Source organism: Williamsia sp. Leaf354 (assembly GCF_001424365.1).
In the GTDB taxonomy this organism is placed as follows: Bacteria; Actinomycetota; Actinomycetes; order Mycobacteriales; family Mycobacteriaceae; genus Williamsia_A.
On the sequence record NZ_LMPL01000003.1, the window covers coordinates 573,766 to 595,474 of the forward strand.

At 68.5% G+C, this 21,709-nt stretch carries 23 protein-coding genes, 1 tRNA gene and 1 other RNA gene; 10 read left to right on the top strand and 15 right to left on the bottom strand.

All coding sequences use genetic code 11. From position 1 onward, the window contains the following. Position 1 precedes the first annotated feature (1 nt). Complete coding sequence (locus ASG12_RS14240; protein ID WP_200932786.1) at positions 2-982, bottom strand: arabinofuranosidase; 981 nt, start codon at positions 980-982, stop codon at positions 2-4. A 75-nt stretch (positions 983-1,057) separates the two neighbouring features. Here ASG12_RS14240 and ASG12_RS14245 point away from each other — a divergent pair, with 75 nt between their 5' ends. Continuing rightward, positions 1,058-2,173: a DNA recombination protein RmuC gene (locus ASG12_RS14245; protein ID WP_055790604.1), complete on the top strand. Its 1,116-nt coding sequence runs from the start codon at positions 1,058-1,060 to the stop codon at positions 2,171-2,173. Positions 2,174-2,260: 87 nt separating this feature from the next. Beyond that, on the top strand, positions 2,261-3,289 hold the full coding sequence (locus ASG12_RS14250; RefSeq protein ID WP_055790607.1) for a DUF6542 domain-containing protein: 1,029 nt from the start codon (positions 2,261-2,263) through the stop codon (positions 3,287-3,289). Positions 3,290-3,295: 6 nt separating this feature from the next. On the opposite strand, the gene ASG12_RS14255 is transcribed toward ASG12_RS14250, so the two are convergent. Next, on the bottom strand, positions 3,296-4,069 hold the full coding sequence (locus tag ASG12_RS14255) for a fructosamine kinase family protein (RefSeq protein ID WP_055790609.1): 774 nt from the start codon (positions 4,067-4,069) through the stop codon (positions 3,296-3,298). 40 nt (positions 4,070-4,109) lie between these two features. Between ASG12_RS14255 and nadE the strand changes: the two genes are divergently transcribed. Then, complete coding sequence (gene nadE, locus ASG12_RS14260; RefSeq protein ID WP_055790612.1) at positions 4,110-4,940, top strand: ammonia-dependent NAD(+) synthetase; 831 nt, start codon at positions 4,110-4,112, stop codon at positions 4,938-4,940. Here nadE and ASG12_RS14265 read toward each other — a convergent pair. The 4 genes from ASG12_RS14265 to ASG12_RS14280 form a co-directional block, all read right to left on the bottom strand. After that, complete coding sequence (locus ASG12_RS14265; RefSeq protein WP_055790615.1) at positions 4,926-5,843, bottom strand: SDR family oxidoreductase; 918 nt, start codon at positions 5,841-5,843, stop codon at positions 4,926-4,928. The two genes, nadE and ASG12_RS14265, sit on opposite strands and share 15 nt — an antisense overlap. Positions 5,844-5,871: 28 nt before the next feature. Continuing rightward, a complete protein-coding gene (locus ASG12_RS14270) occupies positions 5,872-6,996 on the bottom strand; it encodes an N-acetylmuramoyl-L-alanine amidase (RefSeq protein WP_235456881.1) in 1,125 nt (374 codons plus the stop codon). Positions 6,997-7,211: 215 nt separating this feature from the next. Further along, positions 7,212-7,472, bottom strand: a complete 261-nt coding sequence (locus tag ASG12_RS14275; protein ID WP_055790618.1) for a DUF3253 domain-containing protein — start codon at positions 7,470-7,472, stop codon at positions 7,212-7,214. Beyond that, positions 7,469-8,509 (bottom strand): CobW family GTP-binding protein, encoded by a 1,041-nt coding sequence (locus ASG12_RS14280; RefSeq protein ID WP_235456891.1) that lies wholly within the window; start codon positions 8,507-8,509, stop codon positions 7,469-7,471. The genes ASG12_RS14275 and ASG12_RS14280 overlap by 4 nt, the downstream gene beginning before the upstream one ends. Before the next feature lie 79 nt (positions 8,510-8,588). Here ASG12_RS14280 and ASG12_RS14285 point away from each other — a divergent pair, with 79 nt between their 5' ends. After that, positions 8,589-9,134, top strand: a complete 546-nt coding sequence (locus ASG12_RS14285) for a DUF4190 domain-containing protein (RefSeq protein ID WP_055790623.1) — start codon at positions 8,589-8,591, stop codon at positions 9,132-9,134. 133 nt (positions 9,135-9,267) lie between these two features. On the opposite strand, the gene ASG12_RS14290 is transcribed toward ASG12_RS14285, so the two are convergent. After that, positions 9,268-10,662 (bottom strand): DEAD/DEAH box helicase, encoded by a 1,395-nt coding sequence (locus ASG12_RS14290; protein WP_055790625.1) that lies wholly within the window; start codon positions 10,660-10,662, stop codon positions 9,268-9,270. A 475-nt stretch (positions 10,663-11,137) separates the two neighbouring features. Here ASG12_RS14290 and ASG12_RS14295 point away from each other — a divergent pair, with 475 nt between their 5' ends. After that, entirely contained in the window at positions 11,138-11,479 is a 342-nt protein-coding gene (locus tag ASG12_RS14295; RefSeq protein ID WP_045823520.1) for a histone-like nucleoid-structuring protein Lsr2, read from the top strand. A 288-nt stretch (positions 11,480-11,767) separates the two neighbouring features. Here ASG12_RS14295 and ASG12_RS14300 read toward each other — a convergent pair. The 3 genes from ASG12_RS14300 to pgm form a co-directional block, all read right to left on the bottom strand. Then, positions 11,768-11,840, bottom strand: a tRNA-Ala gene (locus tag ASG12_RS14300). Between the two features lie 109 nt (positions 11,841-11,949). Next, entirely contained in the window at positions 11,950-12,696 is a 747-nt protein-coding gene (locus tag ASG12_RS14305) for a DsbA family protein (RefSeq protein WP_055790627.1), read from the bottom strand. Positions 12,697-12,787: 91 nt separating this feature from the next. Further along, entirely contained in the window at positions 12,788-14,428 is a 1,641-nt protein-coding gene (pgm, locus tag ASG12_RS14310; protein WP_055790629.1) for a phosphoglucomutase (alpha-D-glucose-1,6-bisphosphate-dependent), read from the bottom strand. Between the two features lie 123 nt (positions 14,429-14,551). Between pgm and ASG12_RS14315 the strand changes: the two genes are divergently transcribed. Both ASG12_RS14315 and ASG12_RS14320 read left to right on the top strand, forming a co-directional pair. After that, a complete protein-coding gene (locus tag ASG12_RS14315) occupies positions 14,552-15,175 on the top strand; it encodes an alpha/beta hydrolase (protein WP_235456893.1) in 624 nt (207 codons plus the stop codon). A gap of 185 nt (positions 15,176-15,360) precedes the next feature. After that, positions 15,361-16,749: an alpha/beta hydrolase gene (locus tag ASG12_RS14320; protein ID WP_235456903.1), complete on the top strand. Its 1,389-nt coding sequence runs from the start codon at positions 15,361-15,363 to the stop codon at positions 16,747-16,749. Positions 16,750-16,789: 40 nt separating this feature from the next. Here the strand turns inward: ASG12_RS14320 and ASG12_RS14325 are convergent, their stop codons facing one another. Continuing rightward, positions 16,790-17,638 (bottom strand): aldo/keto reductase, encoded by an 849-nt coding sequence (locus tag ASG12_RS14325; RefSeq protein WP_055790631.1) that lies wholly within the window; start codon positions 17,636-17,638, stop codon positions 16,790-16,792. Between the two features lie 243 nt (positions 17,639-17,881). After that, positions 17,882-18,249: a transfer-messenger RNA gene (gene ssrA, locus ASG12_RS21305) on the bottom strand. 165 nt (positions 18,250-18,414) lie between these two features. Here ssrA and ASG12_RS22110 point away from each other — a divergent pair. Continuing rightward, entirely contained in the window at positions 18,415-18,618 is a 204-nt protein-coding gene (locus tag ASG12_RS22110; RefSeq protein WP_055790634.1) for a hypothetical protein, read from the top strand. A gap of 51 nt (positions 18,619-18,669) precedes the next feature. Next, positions 18,670-18,936, top strand: coding sequence for a GNAT family N-acetyltransferase (locus tag ASG12_RS22115; RefSeq protein WP_055790637.1), 267 nt, complete (start codon positions 18,670-18,672; stop codon positions 18,934-18,936). 6 nt (positions 18,937-18,942) lie between these two features. Here the strand turns inward: ASG12_RS22115 and smpB are convergent, their stop codons facing one another. Beyond that, positions 18,943-19,422, bottom strand: coding sequence for an SsrA-binding protein SmpB (smpB, locus tag ASG12_RS14340; protein ID WP_055790640.1), 480 nt, complete (start codon positions 19,420-19,422; stop codon positions 18,943-18,945). A gap of 101 nt (positions 19,423-19,523) precedes the next feature. Between smpB and ASG12_RS14345 the strand changes: the two genes are divergently transcribed. Further along, entirely contained in the window at positions 19,524-20,045 is a 522-nt protein-coding gene (locus ASG12_RS14345; protein WP_055790643.1) for a GNAT family N-acetyltransferase, read from the top strand. On the opposite strand, the gene ftsX is transcribed toward ASG12_RS14345, so the two are convergent. Next, positions 20,042-20,947 carry a permease-like cell division protein FtsX gene (gene ftsX, locus ASG12_RS14350; RefSeq protein WP_045823526.1) on the bottom strand — a complete coding sequence of 302 codons (906 nt, stop codon included), beginning with the start codon at positions 20,945-20,947 and terminating at the stop codon, positions 20,042-20,044. The two genes, ASG12_RS14345 and ftsX, sit on opposite strands and share 4 nt — an antisense overlap. After that, entirely contained in the window at positions 20,947-21,633 is a 687-nt protein-coding gene (ftsE, locus tag ASG12_RS14355) for a cell division ATP-binding protein FtsE (protein ID WP_045823527.1), read from the bottom strand. Before ftsE ends, ftsX begins: the two co-directional genes overlap by 1 nt. Positions 21,634-21,709 lie beyond the last annotated feature (76 nt).

Sequence of the window (21,709 nt, forward strand, 5' to 3'; positions counted from 1 at the left end):
GTCAGGCCGGTTCCCGCATCACGCCGATGTGGTGGGCCCGACCCGACAGCCCGGGTACCTCACGCGGGGGCGAGAAGGTCCGCAGGCCGTCGTTGCTGTCGGAGTAGAAGTACTTGTTCTCCCGGTAGGCGTCGTAATAGACGCGGTACGCGCCGTTCGGGAGCTGGGTGACCGCGGGTCCCTCACGGAACGTCCCCCAGTTCCCCGACGGCACATAGACATAGGGGCCCCACAGAGTGGGGGCAATCGCGTGGTCGATGACCTTCTTCGTCTCGTTCTTCGTGAAGGCGTGATAGACCGCCCCGACCTTCACCACCGTGGTGTCGATGTGATCGGCGTTGATCCCGAACATCAACTGCGGCGCACTCCAGCGCTGCAGAGAGGAGTCGAGCGCGGTCATCACGTACGGCACGAACCCGCCACCGGTCGACATCGACAGGATCACACTGACGCGATCGCCCTCGACGAACCAGTCCGGGGCCCACGCCTTCGTCGTGAACGGCGACAACGACGGCCCGTTCTTGAAGCCGGCCGAGCCGCTGAGCAACGGGATGTCGGGGCCCTTCTGGTCGCCGGTGCCGGGAAGGAATGCGCAACACAGCGGAACCGGGTAGTCGCCGGTCGAGGTCCAGGTGATGCGGTCGGTACTCCGAGCGAAGCCGATCTTCGCCCCGCCCGTGGTGTAGGTCAGGTGATAGACGCCGTCGGCGCTGCGGAAGATGCTGGGGTCACGTACGACACCGGCGGACGGCCGGTACGCGCCCTTCGCGGCCAGGGTGAAGGTCGTCGCGTCACCCGACTCGTAGACATCCATGCTGTTCGGGGTGGCGGCGCCGAAACCCACCACCGTGTAGCGCACGGCCGCCGGCGCCGCAGCGCCGGTCCCGGGGACACCACACAGGGTCGCGACGACGAGCGCCACCGATGAGACCACCGCACACCGAACTGCTCTGGACCGGATCATCGGGCGAGTATTGCCCATCTGGTCGCCCCACGCGTCCCTTCCGTACCGAATCGATACCGGGGGTCTGTCGGACGCAGGAGGCACGATGACGCCATGAGTGTCACCACTGTCCTCGCCGCGGTCGTCGGCATCGTCATCGGATTCGCCGCCGGATGGTGGGTGTACGCGGCGCGCTCGGCGGCGATCCGCGAGAGCCACGCACTGCTGTCCCAGGCTCTGGCCGCCGCGAGCGAGGACGCCGCCCGCCGTCAGTCCGGGGCGATCGGGACGCAGGTCGCCTCCATCGTCGGACCCCTGCACGACACCCTCGGCCGTCTCGCCGAGGAGCTCGCACGCACCGAGCGTTCCCGCATCAGCTCGTTCGCCGGATTGAGCGAACAGGTGAACGGGGTGCGGGCCGCGTCGACGCAGCTGGGGTCGTACACGCAGCGACTGGCCAACGCCCTGCACACACCACAGCTGCGGGGTCGGTGGGGCGAGATGCACCTGCAGAAGGTCGTCGAGGCGTCCGGCATGACGCGCTACTGCGATTTCTCGCCGCAGTTCACCACCGAGTCGGGTCTGCGTCCCGACCTCGTGGTGCACCTGCCGTCGGACCGCGACATCGTGGTCGACGCGAAAGTGCCCCTGCAGGCGTACCTCGACGCCGTCGCCACCGACGACGTCAGTCGCGAACGGCGCCTGCTCACCGATCACGCCGCGGCCCTGCGCGCCCATGTCACCGCCCTGGCGGGCAAGCAGTACTGGCGGGCGGTGGCCCGCACCCCCGAGATGGTGGTGCTGTTCGTCCCGGGTGACCCCATCCTGGAGGCCGCCTGTCGGATGGATCCGGACCTCGTCGAATACGCCTTCGGCCGCAACGTGGTGATCGCGACGCCGTCGAGTCTCATCGCACTGCTCAAGACCGTCGCGCTGACCTGGCGCGACGACGCCATGGCCCGCGACGCCGAGCAGATCCATGCGCTGGGCCGTGAGCTGTACCACCGGCTGGGCACCCTCACCGGGCACCTCGACCGTCTCGGCGGCTCGATCGGGAAGGCGGTCGAGTCGTTCAACGCGACCGTCGGTGCGATGGAGTCCCGGGTGCTCGTCACCGCGCGCAAACTGGGCGAACTCGACGCCTTCTACGGCGCGGCCGACGACGCACCGCACACCACCCCGGCCGTCGACGCGACCATCCGGGCGGTGCGCAGCAGCGACGCGGGCTGACCGCACACCGCTCCCGATGCCGCGAACGGCCACGCCACGCGGGTCGGCCGGAACCGTCATCGACGATCCACCCGGTACCGTCTACCTGTGTTCTCTGCCCAACAGACGCGTTCGGGGATCCCCACCGAACAGCAATCGGTACTGCCGACGGTCCGCGGTGTGCCCTGGTGGGGTGCAGTCCTGATCGCCCTGGTGCCGACCGTCGCGGGCGCGATCATCGACGCATCGAACACCGACGGACTCTCCACCACCTACCGGATCCTCTACTTCATCGGCTGCGTGGTCGCCGTTCTCGCCGTGCGTCGTCGTTCGCTGTTCACCGCGATCTCGCAGCCACCGCTGATCGCGTTCGGCGTCGCGCTCATCACCCTCTATCTCCTCAAGGCCGACTCCGGTTCCGGTCTGCGGCAGCTGATCCTCAACGTCATGCTCCCGATCGCGAAGACCTTCCCGTTGATGGCCTGGACCTTCATCGCGGTCGCCGTGCTGGGTGTCGGTCGCGCGCTGCTGACCCGGGGCCGCACAGAATCGACGCCCAGGCGCTCGGCTCGCCACCACGCGACGAAGGCGACCACACGCACCCGGACCCGTACCACCGCCGCCAAGGGCGATGACGCAGCGACCGATGCCGGCGCCCGCACGACTCGTCGGACCGCCGCCCGCGGTTCCGCACCCCGCTCCGACGACGCCGAACGCTCGCGTGCGCGGCGCATCGCCGACGAGCCCACGCGCGTCACCAACCGCAGGCCGGGCGCCGAGCGCGCCTCCCGGTCCGACCGCACCCCGACCGAACGAGGACGGTCGACACCCGCACCCCTCACCGGACACCGCCGCACCGACGTCGCACCGACACCGGCGTCGCGATGGGACGCACCTGCACCACGACGATCCGCAGCCGAGGACGCTGCGGCGCGCCGCCGTGACGACGAGGCGGCCCGCCGCCGGCCGCCGCCGCGGGGAGAACGCGACCTTGCCGTCCCCCGCAGCGAACGCGAGGTCCCGCCGCGCAGCGACGGCACCGGTCGTCGTCGCCCGCCGCCGAGCCGTGAGGAGGCACCGCGTCCCGGCGATCTCCCGCCGATCCCGCGTGCCCGCTACCGCGGGGTCAATCCCTGATCGTGCTCACGACCTGAGCACCGCACGCGCCGCTTCACCCAATGCTTGCCCATAACCCGGCCCGTGGCCGGCAGCGTGCACCGCGAGTGGGTGCAACTGATGCAGGGCAACCCGGTCCCGCCAACCCACCCGGAGCGGATGCACCTCCCCGTAGCCCCCGACGATCGCATCGAGCAGCGGGCACCCGAACAGCGCGAGCATTGCCAGATCGGTCTCGCGATGACCGCCGTGCGCGGCCGGATCGATCATGACCACACCCTCGGGCGTCCACATGACGTTGCCGTTCCACAGGTCGCCGTGCAGACGCGCCGGAGGCTCGTCGTCGTCGAATTCCCCCGAGGCGACACGGTCACAGGCCGCCCGCGTGTCCCGCTCGTCGGCGGCGGTGAGGTTGCCCGCCTCGACGGCGATGTCGAGGAAATCGGCCACCCGTTGGGTCGCGTAGAACTCGCCCCACGATCGGGCGGGACGACACGGCATCGGACGGCTGCCGATGAACACCTGCCCCTCGAACCCGTCCGGCTTCGCGCCGAACGACTCCGCTCCCGCATCGTGGACCGCAGCCAGCGCACGGCCGAACCGCTGCGCCGCGTCACGGTCGGGTCGCGCCTGCGACAGGCGCGACAGCACGATCCGATCCCGCGCCACGTCGATCACCTCGACCACGGGCGCACCGGCAGACCCGAGCCAGCGCAACCCCGCGGCCTCGGCGGCGAAGAAGTCGGGGTGGGCGTCGGCGCGGGTCTTGGTGTGCACCGACCCCGGGTGATCTGCGTTCACGACCTCAGCGTGCCACGCCGACACTGGTTACCATGAAGCGATGCGGCCTCTCCAGAAGTCCATCATCGCCGAACTCGAGGTACTCCCCGAGATCGACCCCGACGCCGAGATCAGGCGTCGCGTCGACTTCCTCACGGGCTACCTCGCAGCGAGCGGCGCGGCCGGTTTCGTGCTGGGAATCAGTGGTGGACAGGACAGTTCACTGGCCGGGAAGCTGTGCCAGCAGGCCGTCGAGGAGATCCGCGCAGGCGGCGGCGAGGCCACTTTCGTCGCGGTCCGCCTCCCCTACGGCGAGCAGGCCGACGAATCCGACGCACAGATCGCCCTGCGGTTCATCGCCCCCGACCGCACGGTCGTCACCAACATCAAGCCCGGTTCCGACGCCATCGGTTCGGTCGCGGGCGATGCCCTCGGTGAACCGTTGCGAGACTTCGTGCGCGGCAACATCAAGGCGCGGGTGCGGATGGTGACGCAGTACGCCCTCGCCGGGCAGGACTCGCTGCTGGTGGTGGGGACCGACCACGCCGCCGAGGCGGTCAGCGGGTTCTTCACCAAGTTCGGCGACGGCGGTGTCGATCTCACCCCGTTGACGGGACTCACCAAGCGACAGGGTGCACAGATCCTGCGCCACCTCGGTGCGCCGGACTCGGTGACCGCGAAGGTCCCGACCGCCGATCTCGAGGACGACCGTCCGGCGCTTCCCGACGAGGAGGCGTTGGGCGTGACCTACGCCCAGATCGACGACTACCTCGAGGGCCGCGACGTACCCGACGACGTCGCGGAGACCGTCGAGGGACTGTTCGTCCGCACGCGCCACAAGCGGACCGTCCCGGTCACGCCGTTCGACACGTGGTGGTCAGCGTCGCAGTGACCGGTCGTCCCGCGGCGCCGACGTCGCGGTGACGCGGGCGAGTCGATCGAACTGGTCGTTGGCGATCCTCATGCCGATCTCGTAGGGCCACGCGAATTTTCGCGACAACCAGTATCCGAGACGGATGTCGGTCGAGGTGTAGACCATCCACCGGTTGCGGGTGACGCCGGCGATGATCGCCTCGGCCGCACGCTCGGGTGTCACGGCGCGCTTCTCGAAACGACGCACGGCGGCCACGATCCGGGGGTCGCTGGTGTCGACGCCGGCGATGTCGACGGTGCCGACCAGCGGTGTGGCCACCGCACCGGGACACACCAGCGAGACGCCGATCCTGTGGCGGCGGAGGTCGAAGCGCAGGACCTCCGAGACGCCCCGGATGCCGAACTTGCTGGCGCTGTAGGCGGCGTGCCACGGCAGCGCCATCAGGCCCGCCGCCGACGACACGTTGACCAGGTGGCCACCGGAACCACGTCGGACCATCTGCGGCACAAAGCATTCGATGATGTGGATGGGACCCATCAGGTTGATGTCCACCATCTTGCGCCACGTCTCGTGGCGCAGATTCTCCACCGTCCCCCACGCCGAGACCCCGGCGATGTTCATCACCACGTCCATCGTGCCGTGGTCGGCCTCGACCGCCGCGGCGAACTCACTCACCCACTCGTGATCGCTGACGTCACCGGACCGCGAGAACAGGACCTGTCCGCCGCGTCCGGTGATCTCGGTGACCGTCTCGGCCAGGCGGGGGCCGTCGATGTCGGTGAGGACCATCCGCGCACCGGCGTCGGCCGCGGCGATCGCGGTGGCCTTGCCGATCCCGCTCGCCGCACCGGTGACGAGAACCGCGCGTCCGGCGAGGGTCGGAACGGGCGTGCGCATGACAAGCAGATCCCGGACGCTCATGGGCCCAGCCTATCGGCACCGACCGCCCTCAGAAGGGGAGCTTGCCGCCGAAGATCGAATAGACCACCGACAGCAGCGACTTCAGGATCTGCGACGACGCGTCCTGTCCCTGGCCCTGCAACAGGGTGAGGATCGCGGTCGGGTCCTTGCTGTCGATGAGCTGACCGATGAGCGGGACGATCGCCTGCAGGCCGCTGAGGTCGATGCCGTTGGCATTCGGCGCGGCCGGCGTCTCCCCGGTGGCGGGCGAGTTCTGGCTGCCCTGAGGAAGACTCGGGCTCAACCGGTTCGCCGACGGGGTGGACAGCAGGTACTTGACGATGCCGTCGATGATGGCCACCGCGTACTTGACCTGACCCGACTTCGCGGCGAGGGCGTCGGCCTCCTGCGGGTTCGAGAGGTTACCCATCTCGATGAACACCGCCGGGACCTTCGTGAGGTTGACCGCGGCGATGTCGGCGCGGGTCTGGATGCCGTTGACGACACCGGCGTAGTTGGCGCCGGGGAAGCCGGCCTTCAGGAACGCGTCGCGCATCAGGTTCGCCGCGGTGCGACCGGTGGTCGCCTGCACGGCGCTGACCGTGGCGTCGGGCACCGGGAGCTGCGGCACGATGATGTGGAAGCCCTTCTTGGCCGGGTCGGCGGCCGCCGAGGTCGAGTCGGCGTGCACGCTCACCGCGACATCGGCCTTCGACGCGTTCGCCGCGGCGGCGCGCTCGTCGACGCAGCCGCCCCACCCGGTGTCATCGGGCCGACTGAGCACGACCTTCGCACCCTGACTCTCGAGGCCCGCCTTCACCAGCGACACCACGTCCCAGTTCACCGTGTGCTCGGCGGCCTTGTTCACGCCGGTCGCACCGGTGGTCTGGCAGTCCTTCTTGCCGCCGCGTCCGTCGGCGACCTGCTTGCGCAGGTCGTGACCCGCGGCCGATCCCTGATGTCCGGGGTCGAGGAAGACGGTCTTGCCGGCGAGCGCGTCCTTCTTCTCCGGCGCGGGCGCGGCCGGCGCCGGGCTCGAGGGCGCCGGGGCGGGTGTGGCCGGGGCCGCCGAGGCGATGGACGGCACACAGATCATGCTCGCGGTGATCATCACGGCGGCCGCGCCGATCGCCGAACGCCGCGTGCGAGTGAACTGGAGGGGGGAAGAGATCATGGGCGGGTGCGCAGCGACTCGAGCACGGTCGACTGCGGCGCTCCTCTCGTCGATCACGGTTGCCGTCGGCACGCATGAGTCACACGCGCCACATCAGTAACAGTGAACCAGTAGTCGAGACTTACTCCCCCACCCGTTCGGCGACCGCGGGGTTTTCGTTGCCCGGACGTGACCGAGACGATGCACGATCGTTGGACGCAGGCGAGGGATCGGCGTCAGTCGCGCGGTCGGCGGATGCGGATCGGACCGCGCGCGGTCGTCGGGTCGACGACCTCACCACGCTGGGTGATCTGGACCTCGCCGGCCTCCATGAGCCGTGTCGCCGCCTGCCTGACCGGTTCCATCAGCGGCCGCCAGTCGTCCGGTCGCACCGCGCGGGCGACGTCGGACGGACAGATCGACGAGGTGACCGCGCGACGATCCAGCAGGTCGCGGATGGCCTGCTCGAGGTCGGGTCCGCGACCGGCGGAACTCACGACGCCCGCCTCCGCGGCGCCCGGTAGCGGGTGACGGCGAGCATCGACTGTCGGTCGACGGGATCGTCTCCACGGACCACCGTCGCGAGGTCACGGCGGACCGCGGCGACGTCGAGCCCGGACCCGATGACGATCAGGTCGGTCGACCGCGGGTGATCGGCGGGCATGTCGGCGACGGTGACGTGGCCACCGACGGCGTGCACCGAGAAGGCCCCGCGGTGGCCCGCGACATCGAAGTGCGTCACGCCCTTCACCCGGTAGGTCCCGGCCGGCGGGCGCTCGAGGAAGGCCGCGAGTCGCCGGGGATCGAGCGGATCGTCGACGGTCAGCGCGACGGACTGATAGCCGTCGTGGAGATGCCGGTGGTCGTGGGTGGTGTCGTCGAGCAGGTCGGCGAGCTCGAGTTGTCGCGGACCGGTGTCGGCGGCGCGTTCGACCGGGTCGAACAGCATGGCCGCGTCGACGGCGGCGTGATCGGTGACGTGCAATGCCGCCGTGGGGTTCAGTTCCCGGAGTGAGGCCCTCACGTCGGCGAGCACATCGGCCGCGACACGGTCGGACTTGTTGACCAGGACGAGGTCGGCGATCGCGATGTGGCGATCGATCTCGGGGTGGCGGGCCCGCGTCTGCTCGACGTGTTCGGCGTCGACCAGATAGATCAGGCCGCCGTAGGCGATCCGGGGTCCGGCGGCGGCGGTCACCATCCGCACGAGCGTCGTGGGTTCGGCGAGTCCGCTGGCCTCGATGACGACGGCGTCGAGTCCGGCCGACGGTGCCACCAGTCCGGCGAGGACGGTCTCGAGGGAGTCGGCGTCGACGGTGCAGCAGATACACCCGTTGCCCAACGTGACCGCGCCGTCGACGGCGCCGGCGACCAACAACGCATCGATCGAGACGGCGCCGAAGTCGTTGACCACCACACCGATTCGACGGCCGGCAGCGGTCCGCAGCACATGGTTGAGCAGTGTCGTCTTGCCGGCGCCGAGGAAACCCGCGACCACGATCACCGGGACGGCCCGGTTCCTCTGCGCGCTCACAGCGTCGAGGATACAAACGACATCGGCCTATGCTCGCAGGCACCAGGCCAGGTCATCCACGACGTCCGAGGAGGACGACATGACATATCCGCCCTCCGACCCCGGGTCCGACGACGCGGCGTATCGCCCGTCACTGGACAAGCAGCCCGACGCCGGTCGCGACGAACAGCCGACCGAGCAACCCGGATACGGATATCCGCCACCGGCGGACACCGGGTACGGCTACCCCCAGAACCCCGGTGCCGGCCAACCGAACCCCGCCTACGGTCAGTCCCCGTACGGGCAACAGCCGTATGCGGGAGCGCCGTACCCACAGGCCGGTGGCGGCGCACCGGCGTACCTCAACCCCTACGGCACACCGATGGGGTCGACGACCAACGGCAAGGCGATCGCCGCGCTCGTCTGCGGCATCGCGTCGTTCCTCACGTGCCTGCTGTTCGTCGGCATCCCGGCGGTCATCCTGGGCAACATGGCCATCGCGGAGATCGACGCCGCCCACGGGTCACAGGACGGCCGCGGCATGGCGGTGGCCGGTCGTGTCCTCGGGTGGATCGCGATCGCCTTGACGATCATCGTCCTCGTCATCGTGCTGATCGCACTGATCGCGGCGTCGTCGAGCGCCTGAGCGCAGCGTCCTCGAGCGCCTGAGCGCAGCGTCCACGAGCGCCTGAGCGCGACGACCCACCGGCACAGACGACGAACGCCCGGACCCTCGCGGGGCCGGGCGTTCGTCGTGCGATCTGTTCGCGGGCGATCGATCAGGCGGTGCGGGCGTGATCGGGGCGACGTGTGCCCGATCCGCCACCGTGGGACGACGCCGACCGACGGCCGCGGCCACCGGCAGAGGACCCGCCACCGCCGCCGCCGCCGCGACGACCGGAGCCACCACGGGCACCGTTGCGCGGCGCGCCACCCTGACGGGGACCACGACCGGCCGCGACCTGGGTACGGATGGGCTCGGGCGTCGGCGCGATGCGCTCGGCGATGTCGCCCACGAGATCGGTGACGGCCGCCGACGATGCGGTGACACGACTGGGGGCGACGTCGATCGCGGCCCGCTTCAGCAGGCGACGCAGGTCGGCCCGCTGCTCGGGCAGGGCGATGGTGACAACGTCGCCGGCGTTGCCCGCACGCGCGGTACGACCCGAGCGGTGCAGGTAGGCCTTGTGCTCGGCCGGCGGGTCGACGTGGATGACGAGCTCGACGTCGTCGACGTGCACGCCACGCGCGGCGACGTCGGTCGCGACGAGCACCTTCACCGAACCCTCACCGAACGCGGCGAGGTTCCGGTCGCGCTGTGGCTGAGAGAGGTTCCCGTGCAGGTCGACGGCCGGGATGCCCGCGCTGGTGAGCTTCTTCGCGAGCTTCTTCGCCTGGTGCTTGGTGCGCATGAACAGGATCCGGCGGCCGGTTCCCGACGCGAGCACCTCCACGAGGTCGTTCTTGGCGCCGGTGTCGGCGACCTCGAACACGTGGTGGGTCATCGCGGCGACCGGTGAATTCGCCTCGTCGACCGAGTGCATCACCTGGTTGTGCATGAAGCGCTTGACGAGCTTGTCGACCCCGTTGTCGAGGGTGGCCGAGAACAGCAGACGCTGTCCGTTCGACGGCGTCTTCGACAGGATGCGGGTGACCGCGGGCAGGAAGCCGAGATCGGCCATGTGGTCGGCCTCGTCGATGACGGTCAGCTCGACCTCGTCGAGGGTGAGGTGCCGCTGCTCGAGGAGGTCCTCGAGGCGTCCGGGGCAGGCGACGACGATGTCGATGCCGCCGTTGAGGGCATCGACCTGTCGCTTCTGGTTGATGCCGCCGAAGATCGTGGTGGCGCGCATGCCGTACACGGCGGCGAGCGGTTCGACGACGGCCGAGATCTGGGTGGCGAGTTCGCGGGTCGGCGCGAGCACCAGAGCGCGCGGACGGCCGCGACGACGGGTGCCGCCGGTGCCTCCGGCCGCGATGCGGGCGACGAGTGGGATCGAGAACGCGAGGGTCTTGCCGGATCCGGTCTTGCCGCGGCCGAGGACGTCACGGCCGGCGAGGGTGTCCGGGAGGGTGTCGACCTGGATCGGGAATGCGGTGGTCTTCCCGTCGGCCGCGAGTGCGGCGACGATCGGGGCGGGCACGCCGAGCGTGCTGAATTCGGTGTTGCTCACAAAATGCCTTTCGGGCAGTGGACTCCACGGCGGCGCAACGGTGCGCTGGTGCGCACATGAAGTCAGTGGCGAACACGCAGGTGTGCGCGTCCGTTCGCCGTACGAAGGAATCGACTCACCGAAGAATCGGCGGTGAAGAAGCGTTCTACGACGCAAGTCGCCCGCTGACGGGCGAAGCTTTCCTCACCACGATAGCCGACGATCGTCGCGATCCGTGATCTCCGGGGAGTCGTGTGCGACACACCGCGGCGCCCTCCGCTATTCGAGAGAACTGAGCATTGGTCCAGTTATCTCCATCCGTTTCGTACGATTCGCACACGCATAGATCAATTGTTGCCGATCGTTCTCGGACGCTTCTGCAGCAACATCTCGAAGATCGGCGACGCGCGATAAAAGCAATTGATTGCCGAAATGATTGTGGTCATCTAATCTTTTCCATGACCGACCAGAGAACTTCGAAGGGATCCACCCGAGCATGGCCAAAAAGCAGATAGTTCAGTTCATTGACGACATCGACGGCAAGGTTCTGGACGAATTCGAAACGGTGCGGTGGTCACTCGACGGTCGCCAGTACGAATTCGACACATCGCCCAAACATGCGCAGCAGTTCCGCGATTCCCTGGAGAAGTACGCCGAGGTCTCGCGCTCGGTTGCAGGGCGGCGTGCACTGAAGCGTCCGACCGCCACCGGCGGCGCCGCACGTTCCAAAGAGCAGACACAGGCAATTCGCGACTGGGCCAACAGCAATGGCTACGAGGTCAGCAATCGGGGCCGTATCCCCATCGAGGTCGTCGAGGCCTTCGAAGCCGCCCACTGAGACTCACCACAATCGCGAACCATCGGCGACTGCCGAGGTCGCACACATCGGCCATCCGGCATCGTCTAACGATGCGGATGGCCTTTTTGTCGGGCAGTTCTTTTCGCGTCGGACAGCGCGATCGCCGATCCGCCGACAATGCACGCGTCCACCGCCACGTACACGCCGACGATTCTCAACAGATGATGAGACCGGACGAGCGGGAGATCGGTGACGACACCGACGACATCACCTGCAGTACATCTGCGGTGACGGGTGAGTGAATCCGACGAAAAAACGTCGGAGAAGTGGAGCTAAGGGGACTCGAACCCCTGACCCCCACACTGCCAGTGTGGTGCGCTACCAGCTGCGCCATAGCCCCGTGTTCAGTTGTGTACACGCACCGTTTCCATCGCCGTTGCGTCCGTGAAGAAATTACACCACCGCGAGTCGGGCGACCAAATCCCCGCCGCGCGCGACCGGTCGCCCGCTCAGCTCTGCGATGTGCCGCCGACGAGCTGTGCCACCCACTGCGGACCGTCGAGGATCCCGGAGACGGCCTGGCCGCCGGAGAGCACCGTCGGTGTACCCGCCTGCCCGCCCAGGGCCTTGCTGAGCTGCGTGAGCGACTGTTGGGCAGAGGTGTTCGCCTCGGAGACGGCAGACCCGTTCGCGATGCACTGCTGGGTCTGTGCCGAGGCACCGACCGCGGCCGCCTTCTGGGCGAGTGCGGCGTTGTCGGGGTCGTCACCGCCCTCGGCGGGCTGTTCGTCGTAGAGCTTGGTGTGGTACTTCAGGAACGTGTCCTGATCGCCTGCGCGTGCCACACACAGCGCCGCCCCGGCCGCCCGCGAGGAGTAGTCACCCGAGCCGGAGTTGCGGTTGAGGAAGGTCAGCAGGTGGTAGCGGACCCGCAGTTTCCCCGCGTTCGCGGCGTCGACCATGGCCTGGCCCGACGACGCCTCGAACTGCTTGCAGTACGGGCACTGGAAGTCCTCGAACACGTCGATGGTGTGTGGCGCGTCGGCCCGTCCGATGATGAGGCTCGCGTTCTGGGCGAGCACGTTCTGATCGGCACTGCCCTTGTCGCGCTGACTGTTCCAGATCACACCGCCGATGACGACCACCGCGATGACGACCACCGCGACCGCGACCAGGAGGTAGGTGCTGCGGCTCGAGGTCGCGCTGGGCTTGTAGCTGGGACCCCGCTTGACCGGCGGCCGGTTGGGCTTGCTCATGCCCACACGATAGACAACACCGACTGAGAAGAATCTGAGTCCTCGCCTGCGGCCGGCCGGCACGCGGTGGCGGGGTCTCGCACCGCGCCGCTCAGGCCTGCAACACCGAATCGACGAGCGCCTGGGCCTCGGACTGCACCGTCGCGAGATGTTCGGGACCGGTGAAGGATTCGGCGTAGATCTTGTACAGGTCCTCGGTGCCCGACGGTCGCGCAGCGAACCAGGCGTTCTCGGTGACGACCTTGAGCCCACCGATCGCGGCGCCGTTGCCGGGCGCCTCGGTGAGTATCGCGGTGATCGGTTCACCGGCCAGCGACGTCGCCGACACCTGTGAGGCCGACAGTTCGGCGAGCACCGCCTTCTGTGCGCGGCTCGCCGGCGCGTCGATGCGCGCGTACGACGGGCTGCCGAACTCCTCGACCATCTCCGCGTACCGCTGCGACGGCGACTTCCCCGTCACGGCGAGGATCTCCGACGCCAGCAGCGCCATGATGATGCCGTCCTTGTCGGTCGACCACACGCCGCCGTCGCGCTGCAGGAACGAGGCGCCGGCGCTCTCCTCGCCGCCGAACGCGATGTCGCCGGAGATGAGCCCGGGGACGAACCACTTGAACCCGACCGGCACCTCCACGAGGCGGCGGCCGATCGACGCGACGACGCGGTCGATCATCGACGAGCTCACGAGGGTCTTGCCGACCGCGGCCGAGGGGTTCCAGTCGGGCCGGTGGGTGAACAGGTAGTCGATGGCCACGGCCAGGAAGTGGTTCGGGTTCATCAACCCGCCGTCGGGGGTGACGATGCCGTGCCGGTCGGCGTCGGCGTCGTTGCCGGTGGCGATGTCGTAGGTGTCGCGAACGGCGATCAACGACGCCATGGCGTTCGGCGACGAGCAGTCCATCCGGATCTTGCCGTCGGTGTCGAGCGTCATGAAGCCGAACTGCGGGTCGACGGTCGGGTTGACGACGGTCAGCTCGGCCAGGCTGTACATGAAGCCGATCTCGGCCCAGTAGCCGACCGACGCGCCGCCGAGCGGGTCGGCGCCGATCCGCACGCCCGCCGACCGGATCGCGTCCATGTCGACGACCTTCTTGAGGTTGTCGACATAGGTGGTGCTGTACGGGTACTTCACGACCAGGTCGCCTGCGATCGCGCGCTCGAACGGGACGCGGGCGACAGCGCCCACACCCGAGCGCAGCAACTCGTTCGCGCGGGCGGCGATCTGGGAGGTGATGGTGGAGTCCGCCGGACCCCCGTCGGGTGGGTTGTACTTGAACCCGCCGTCTCGGGGCGGGTTGTGTGACGGCGTCACCACGATGCCGTCGGCCCGCGGACCGGTCCCCGCGTTGTGCACGATGATGGCGTGGCTCAATGCCGGTGTCGGGGTGAAGCGGCCGAGGTCGTCGACCATCACCGTCACCCCGGCCGCGACGAGGACCTCGATCGCCGTACGCCACGCCGGCCGCGACAGGGCGTGGGTGTCGAGACCGATGAACAGCGGCCCGTCGATACCCGCACCGCGCCGGTAGTCGACGATCGCCGCGGTGGTCGCGATGATGTGCGATTCGGTGAACGCGGCGTCGAAGCTCGATCCGCGATGGCCCGAGGTACCGAACACGACCTGCTGCAGCGGATCGTCCGGATCGGGCACCGTCGAGTAGTAGGCATCCTCGAGCGCGCTGACGTCGACGAGATCTTCGGGGAGTGCCGGTGTGCCGGCCCGCTCGTGCGCCATGGGGAGTCTGGTTCCTTCGCTCGTCGTCCGCGCGCGAACACAGCTGCGCTGGCGAGGATTCTGCCAAAGATCACCACTCGGTAGTGTCGCCACAGAGATATGTCCGGCCAACGACAACCGGGGATGGTTGTGACCGTTCACGGTCGGAGCGCACACGAGGGGGCGGCGATGGCGCCGGAGGCGATCGTTCTGGTGCTGCCGGGAGGCACCGATGTCAGTTACGCACCGTCGTCGTGGCGGTCGCCGTCGGCGCTGCGGATGTACCCGTTCACCGGCTCCATCGCCGCACGGTTCGGCCGACGGGTCGCGGTGCATCAGGTCCGCTACCGGGTGTACGGCTGGAACGGCGGACAGAACAGTCCGATGCCCTACGCACGTGCCGCGCTCGACCGCATGACGCAGCGTCACCCCGGTGTCCCCGTGCACCTCGTCGGGCACTCGATGGGTGGCCGGGTGGGCGCGCAACTCGCCGCCGACGAGCGCGTCCACGGGCTCCTCGCACTGGCGCCGTGGTGGCAGTTCGCCGACTGGCGCCGCATCCACGCCGGTGTCCGGGTGGTCGCGATGCACGGCACCGCCGACACCCGCACCTATCCCCACCGCACCGAACGCGGCGTCGCCGAGCTGCGCGAACGAGGGCTCGACGCGACGTACATCCCGGTCCCCGACGGCGGTCACGCGATGCTCGACCACCTGTTCTGGTGGCAGCGGACCGCGCTCGACTTCGTCACCGAGGCACTCGATTGACGCTTCTGTGGCACTCGACTGAGGCCTCTGCGGCGCTCGACTGACGCTTCTGCGGCACTCGACCGGGACTCCGAGGCGGGCGTCCGTCACCGACGACGCGCGGTGTGATCAGCCCCACCGGTGATGACCGCGTTTCCTTCTCGGTTTCACAGCATCCGGGCAGCTGACGGTTGCATCATCATCAGGTGAGTTCTGTGGTCACGGTCGGCGCCGACCGTTCGGTGTCGGGTGGTCCGACCAGCGTGCTGGCGTGGTCGTACACCCCACCGGGGCACAGTTCGGGCCTCGTGATCCACCTGCTGTCGGGCTGGTTCCCGACCGTCGCCGAGGTCGTGACCGTGGCGGTGGTCCTGGCCGCCATCGGGTGGCGGACCCGGCGGTGGCGCGTGCTCTGGGTGCCCGTCGCGGCCGCGGTCGGCGCGGTGGTCGCGGTCATCGTCTACGTGATCCTCGACGCGCGCGGCCTGTCGCCGGATTCGGCGCCGACGTTGTTCTGGGTGTGGACCGTGGTCGGGTCGGCGGTGGTGATCCTGACCATCGTCGGTATCCGATCGGGTCGGTGGTGGCAGCACGTGTCGATGGCGTTCGCGATCGTGCTGGCGGTGTTCTGCCTGGCCCTGTCGGTCAATCAGTGGTCGGGTTACTACCCCACCCTCGATCGCGCGGTCGCCGGCCTCACCGCGCAGCCGCTGCCGAACGAGACGACGGTCGCGAAGCTCGTCACCTTCCGGAATCGACCGGAGACGGTGAAGAACGGGCGGGTGGTCGCCATCCGCACCCCGAGTGCGATCAGTCGGTTCCATCCCCGCACCGAGTACGTGTACCTCCCGCCGGCGTGGTTCACCGGCGCGACTCCCCCACCCCTGCCCGCGGTGATCATGATCGGTGGCGTCGTGAACACCCCGCAGGATTGGGTGCGCAGCGGTGACGCCCTCGCCATCTCCGATGCCTATGCCCGCGACCACGGTGGCCGGGCGCCGATCCTTGTGCTGGTCGATCCGAGCGGGAACCTCACCACCGACACCGAGTGTGTCGACGGTCCGCGCGGCAACGTCGACACCCACATCACCGACGAGGTGCGCCCCTACGTCATCTCGCATTTCGGGGCGGCCTCGGCGGCACGGAACTGGGCTGTCGTCGGATGGTCGATGGGCGGGACCTGCGCGATCGATCTCGTGGTGCGCCACCCCGAGAAGTTCGCGACGTTCGTCGACATCTCCGGCGACATCGGTCCGAATGTCGGCAACAAACAGAGCACCATCAAGGCCCTGTACGGCGGTGACAGCCGGGCCTGGGACCGCTTCGACCCGGCCACGGTGATGCGTGCCCACGGGCGCTACACCGACGTCGCCGGATGGTTCCGCTCCGAGGGCCACCGCAGCAAGAAGGACGGCGCGATCGTCTCGAGCCAGGCCGAGGCGGCGCGAGAACTGTCGGCCATCGCCCGGTCGGTGGGCATCAGCACCTCCGAGCGCTACTCCGTCGGGCCGCACACCTGGGCTTTCGGCGCGCAGTCGTTCGCCGAGGCGCTGCCCTGGCTGCACAACCGGATCGACCCCGGAACAGTGGGCTGATCCGGGGTCGATCGGTGGTGCGGGTCCTCTGACCTATAGGTCAGTCGGGGATGTAATCGAACGTGTCGGGGTTGGGGCCGGTGCGGCCGTCCTCACCCTTGTCGAGTCCGTCGAGCTTGGCGATGTCGTCGGAGGTCAGCTCGAAGTCGAAGATGTCGAAGTTGTCCTTGACGCGCGACTCCGTGACCGACTTCGGGAACACGATGTTGTCGTGCTGCAGGTGCCACCGCAGTGTGACCTGCGCGGTCGACTTGCCGACACGCTCGGCGATGGCGCTGATCGTGTCGTCGTCGAGCACCTTGCCCTGAGCGATCGGCGACCATGCCTCGGTCGCGATGCCGTGGTCGGCGCCGTACTTCCGAGCCTCGGTGTTCGCGAAGTAAGGGTGCACCTCGATCTGGTTGACCGCGGGCACGACGTCGGTCTCGGCGGCGAGGCGGTCTAGGTGCGCGGGCTGGAAGTTCGAGACGCCGATGGACTTGGCACGTCCCTCCTTCTGGAACTCGATGAGGGTCTTCCAGGTGGTGACGAAGTCGCCGTCGTACTGCGTGGGCAGCGGCCAGTGGATGAGGAACAGGTCCACGTGGTCGAGGCCGAGCTTTGACAGGCTCTCGTCGAACGAGCGCTTCGCGTCGTCGGGACGGTGGAAGCCGTTGTTGAGCTTGGTGGTCACCCAGATGTCGTCGCGGGCGATGCCCGAGTCCTTGATGCCCTCGCCGACCTGCTTCTCGTTGCCGTACATCTGCGCCGTGTCGATGTGGCGGTAGCCGGTCTCGAGCGCGAGGCGGGTGGCCTTCGCGGTGTCGTCCGGCTCGATCTGGAAAACACCGAACCCGAGCTGCGGGATCTGTCGTCCGTCGTTGAGGGCAATGGTCGGAACCGAGGTCATGAAGCGTCCTCCAGCAATTCTCTGCCCGCACGGATCTCGCGGGGCACCTGTGGTCCAACACGCTCACCCGGTCGAGACATTCCATCACCGCCGCCGCCGGTGTCCTGATGCGGCAAGACGGACATCGTCCGGCAGGAACGTCGCCTCCGGCGATACGCCGGAGGCGGGCCTGTATTCGGACGATGTCGGTTCGGCGGTCCGGAGAAGCAGAACGGACCAGGACTGGTGTCCTGGTCCGTTCTGTGGTGGAGCTGCCGGGAATCGAACCCGGGTCCTTCGTCATGTCAGTAGGGCTTCTCCGTGTGCAGTTCGCTACGTCTCTACTCGGATCTCTCGGTCCCGCGAACAAGCCGAGATGACGATCCCAGTCGCTGTTGGTTGTCCCGTCCGACTCCGCGACCGAGCCGGACGGTGAGCCCCCTTGATGATGCCGGTACCCGGGGCGGGAGCACACCCGGGCCGACAGACCAGCACTCGCTCAGGCGGCGAGGGCGTAGTCGCGCTGATTGGAATCGGCGCTTAATTGGTTGCGATGACGCTCACGGTGGTCTCTCGCCTGCACCGACACGCTTCCCCTACTTAGATGAACCAAGTCGAAACCGTTCAGCCCCGTAGGTGTCCGCTCCTGACGCAGCGAACGCTTCATCCTAACAACCCGGAACGACGAATTCATTCCGATTTCACCGCCGGCCGCGCTCGTCGGCCCAGCTTCGCGCGCCCACCGATCGGCGAAAATTCGCTCGCACGGCAGGAAGGGGCCCAGATAGCGTCGCGGCGTGCTGATCAGACCGCTCGACACCCGTGAGCAGACGAGCGCGCTCACCGTGATCGCGGCAGCATTCGCCTCCGAGACCTCCCCCGACTCCGAGCCGGCGGAGGTCGAACTCACCCGACGTCTGCTCGTCGGGCCCGACGTCGTGGCCGGCCTGACCCTGGTGGCGGTCCGCCCCGACTCCGACATCGTCGGGGTGGTGGTCTGAACGCGGGCGCGCGTCGGCTATGTCGATGCGATCGGGCTCGGCCCTCTCGCGGTGAGGCCCGACGCCCAGTCGGCCGGCGTCGGCTCGGCGCTGGTGCACGCGGTGGTCGCCGCGACCGACGCACTCGGATACCCGGTGGCCGCGCTGCTGGGCGATCCCGCCTACTACTCCCGCTTCGGATTCCGCACCGCAGCCGACCTCGACGTCGTGGCACCGGATCCACGGTGGGGCGAGCACTTCCAGGCTCGTCGCCTGAGTGCGTGGACCGACGCGGCGGTGGGCAGCTTCCGCTACGCCGCCCCGTTCGCCGAGATGTGACGGCTCTCAGCCGGGCATGCCCTTGACGCGGCGACCGAGTTCACGCGTGACCTCGCGTGCGGCGGTGCGCTCGGCGATGGCGCGGCGTTTGTCGTGGGCCTGCTTGCCCTGGGCGAGCGCGAGTTCGACCTTCACCTTGCCGTCGTTGAAGTACATCGACAGGGGAACCAGGGTCAGGTTGCCGGTCTGGATCTTGCCGGTGAGACCGTCGATCTCGCGTCGGTGCAGGAGGAGCTTGCGGTTGCGGCGCACCGCGTGGTTCGTCCACGACCCGTTTCCGTACTCGGCGATGTGCAGTCCACGCAGCCAGACCTCACCGTTGTCGATGGTCGCGAACGCGTCGACGAGCGAGGCCTTGCCCTCGCGCAGACTCTTCACCTCGGTGCCCAGCAGTGCGACGCCGGCCTCGTAGGTGTCGATGATCGAATAGTTGTGCCGCGCCTTGCGGTTGGTCGCGATGGCCTTGCGGCCCTTCTCCTTCGCCATGACACCTCCTTCGGGTCGTTGTCCGGATCGACAGTCCAGCCTACGGCGGACACCGGGGCCAGGCGAATTCTTTGTCGACCACAATCGTTACCATCGCGAACATGACCGACGGTTCACCCTTGCGGCTCCCCGAGTTGCGCACCGCCACCGACACCGACGCGCCGGCACTCGTGGCGCTGCGCGACGGTCTCGCGCGTTGGCTCGTGGCGTCCGGTGTGAACCAGTGGCAGGAGGGTGAGCTCACCGTCGATCACATCGCCAGAGGCGCCCGTCGCGGCGAATGGCATGTCGCCGAGGTCGACGGCGAGATCGTGGCGTGTGTTCGACTCTGCTGGTCGGATCCCGATTTCTGGGGCGCCGACGACGCTCCGGCCGGGTACGTCCACGGGCTGATGGTGCGCCGCGATCACTCCGGCCACGGGTGGGGCCGCGCCCTCGTCGAGTGGGCGGCACAGGCAACCCGCGACGCCGGCCACGATCGGCTCCGACTCGACACCGCCGCCCACAACACCACGATGGTCGACTACTACCGATCGCTGGGCTTCGAGGTGATCCGCGAAGCGGACCTACCCGCCCAGTTCGGTCGCGACATGCGCATCGTCCTGTTCGAACGGGCGGTCTAGATCCGCACGTAGAAGCGCAGCGTCGCGTAACCGGTGATGGTCGCGAGCCCGATACCGGCGATCACCAGCCACGGCGAGACGAACACGACGTCGCCCAGGGTGATGCGGGCGAGGATGTTGACGCCGTAGAGGTCGCCGAGTGCGCGGTCGAAGAAGAGGATCTTCGCACCGAACAGTCCGGCGACGGCGAGCAGCGACCCGACGAAGGCCGAGACCACGGCCTCCAGGAGGAACGGCAGCTGGGTGTACCACCGGGTCGCGCCGACGAGCCGCATGATGCCGACCTCGGTGCGCCGGGTGTACGCGGCCACCTGAACCATGTTGGCGATCAACAGGATCGCGGCGAGCGCGAGCACCAGCGCGATGGTGAAGGCGGCGTTGCGGGCACCGTCGAGCACGCTGAAGATCCGTTTGACGAGCTCGCGCTGGTCGAGCACCCCGTCGACCCCGTTGGCCGTCCGGAACTTGTCGAGGACCGCGCCGAACCGGTTCGGGTCGGACATGCGCACCTTGAACGACGCGGGCAGGGTGTTCTCGCGGATCATCGACGCGATGTCGGGACTGTTGGCGAAGGTCTTGGTCTTCGCGTCCCGGAACGCCGCGGCACGGTCGACGTACGACACCGACTCGACACCGGGTTCGTTCTCGATCTGCTTGCGCAGGCTCGCGCACGGATCGGCCCGGCACTCCGGGTCGGCGTCGGCGACGGTGTCGGAGATGAAGAACTGCATCTCGACGCGGTCGAGGAAGATGTCCTGGCTCTTGTCGGCCATCTGCACCACCAGGAGTCCCCCGCCGAACATGGCGAGCGTGATGGCGGTGGTGAGCATCATCGCCAACGTCATGGTGACGTTGCGGCGCAGACCGTTGAGGACCTCGCTGAGGATGAAACTGGCGCGCATCAGCCGACCCCGTAGACGCCGCGCTGGTCGTCGCGCACGAGCCGCCCCATGTCGAACTCGAGGACCCGCCGACGCATGGCGTCGACGATGTGGCGGTCGTGGGTCGCCATCACCACGGTGGTGCCGCGGCGGTTCACCCGGTCGAGCACGTCGACGATCTCCTCACTGGTGGTCGGGTCGAGGTTTCCGGTCGGCTCGTCGGCCAGCAGCAGCAGCGGGCGGTTGACGATGGCGCGGGCGATGGCCACGCGCTGCATCTCACCGCCGGACAGCTCGTAGGGCATGCGGTCGGCCTTGCCCGCGAGTCCCACGTACTCGAGGACCTCGGGAACCACGCGTTCGATGGTCGAGCGCGGTTTGCCGATCACCTCGAGCGCGAACGCCACGTTCGCGGCGACCGACTTCTGCTGGAGCAGCCGGAAGTCCTGGAAGACGCATCCGATCGACTGGCGCAGCAGCGGCACCCGGCGACTGGGCAGCTTGTTGACGTGGAACTGACCGACCTGGATGTCGCCGCTGGTGGGCTTGTCCTCCTTGAGCAGCAGCCGGAAGAAGGTCGACTTCCCCGATCCCGACGGGCCGATGAGGAAGGCGAATTCGCCCTTGTCGACGTCGAGGGTCAGGCCCTGCAGGGCGGGTCGGCCGGAGGCCTTGTACTTCATCGTGACGTTGTCCAGGCTGATCACGGCGGCCAGTCTAGCCACAACAGTCACACCGAACCGGTGTCCCGCACCGTACGGGCGTCGGGCGATCGGGGGCGTG

Bases quoted from the DNA above. Each gene is read 5' to 3' on its own strand.
- nadE (WP_055790612.1), top strand. From the start codon at position 4,110: ATGCGGCCTCTCCAGAAGTCCATCATCGCCGAACTCGAGGTACTCCCC.
- ASG12_RS14345 (WP_055790643.1), top strand. From the start codon at position 19,524: ATGACCGACGGTTCACCCTTGCGGCTCCCCGAGTTGCGCACCGCCACC.
- ASG12_RS14325 (WP_055790631.1), bottom strand. From the start codon at position 17,638: ATGACCTCGGTTCCGACCATTGCCCTCAACGACGGACGACAGATCCCG.
- pgm (WP_055790629.1), bottom strand. From the start codon at position 14,428: ATGGCGCACGAGCGGGCCGGCACACCGGCACTCCCCGAAGATCTCGTC.
- ASG12_RS14305 (WP_055790627.1), bottom strand. From the start codon at position 12,696: ATGAGCAAGCCCAACCGGCCGCCGGTCAAGCGGGGTCCCAGCTACAAG.
- ftsX (WP_045823526.1), bottom strand. From the start codon at position 20,947: ATGCGCGCCAGTTTCATCCTCAGCGAGGTCCTCAACGGTCTGCGCCGC.
- ASG12_RS14240 (WP_200932786.1), bottom strand. From the start codon at position 982: ATGGGCAATACTCGCCCGATGATCCGGTCCAGAGCAGTTCGGTGTGCG.
- ASG12_RS14245 (WP_055790604.1), top strand. From the start codon at position 1,058: ATGAGTGTCACCACTGTCCTCGCCGCGGTCGTCGGCATCGTCATCGGA.
- ASG12_RS14295 (WP_045823520.1), top strand. From the start codon at position 11,138: ATGGCCAAAAAGCAGATAGTTCAGTTCATTGACGACATCGACGGCAAG.
- ASG12_RS14285 (WP_055790623.1), top strand. From the start codon at position 8,589: ATGACATATCCGCCCTCCGACCCCGGGTCCGACGACGCGGCGTATCGC.
- ASG12_RS14315 (WP_235456893.1), top strand. From the start codon at position 14,552: ATGGTTGTGACCGTTCACGGTCGGAGCGCACACGAGGGGGCGGCGATG.
- ASG12_RS14265 (WP_055790615.1), bottom strand. From the start codon at position 5,843: ATGAGCGTCCGGGATCTGCTTGTCATGCGCACGCCCGTTCCGACCCTC.
- smpB (WP_055790640.1), bottom strand. From the start codon at position 19,422: ATGGCGAAGGAGAAGGGCCGCAAGGCCATCGCGACCAACCGCAAGGCG.
- ASG12_RS14270 (WP_235456881.1), bottom strand. From the start codon at position 6,996: ATGATCTCTTCCCCCCTCCAGTTCACTCGCACGCGGCGTTCGGCGATC.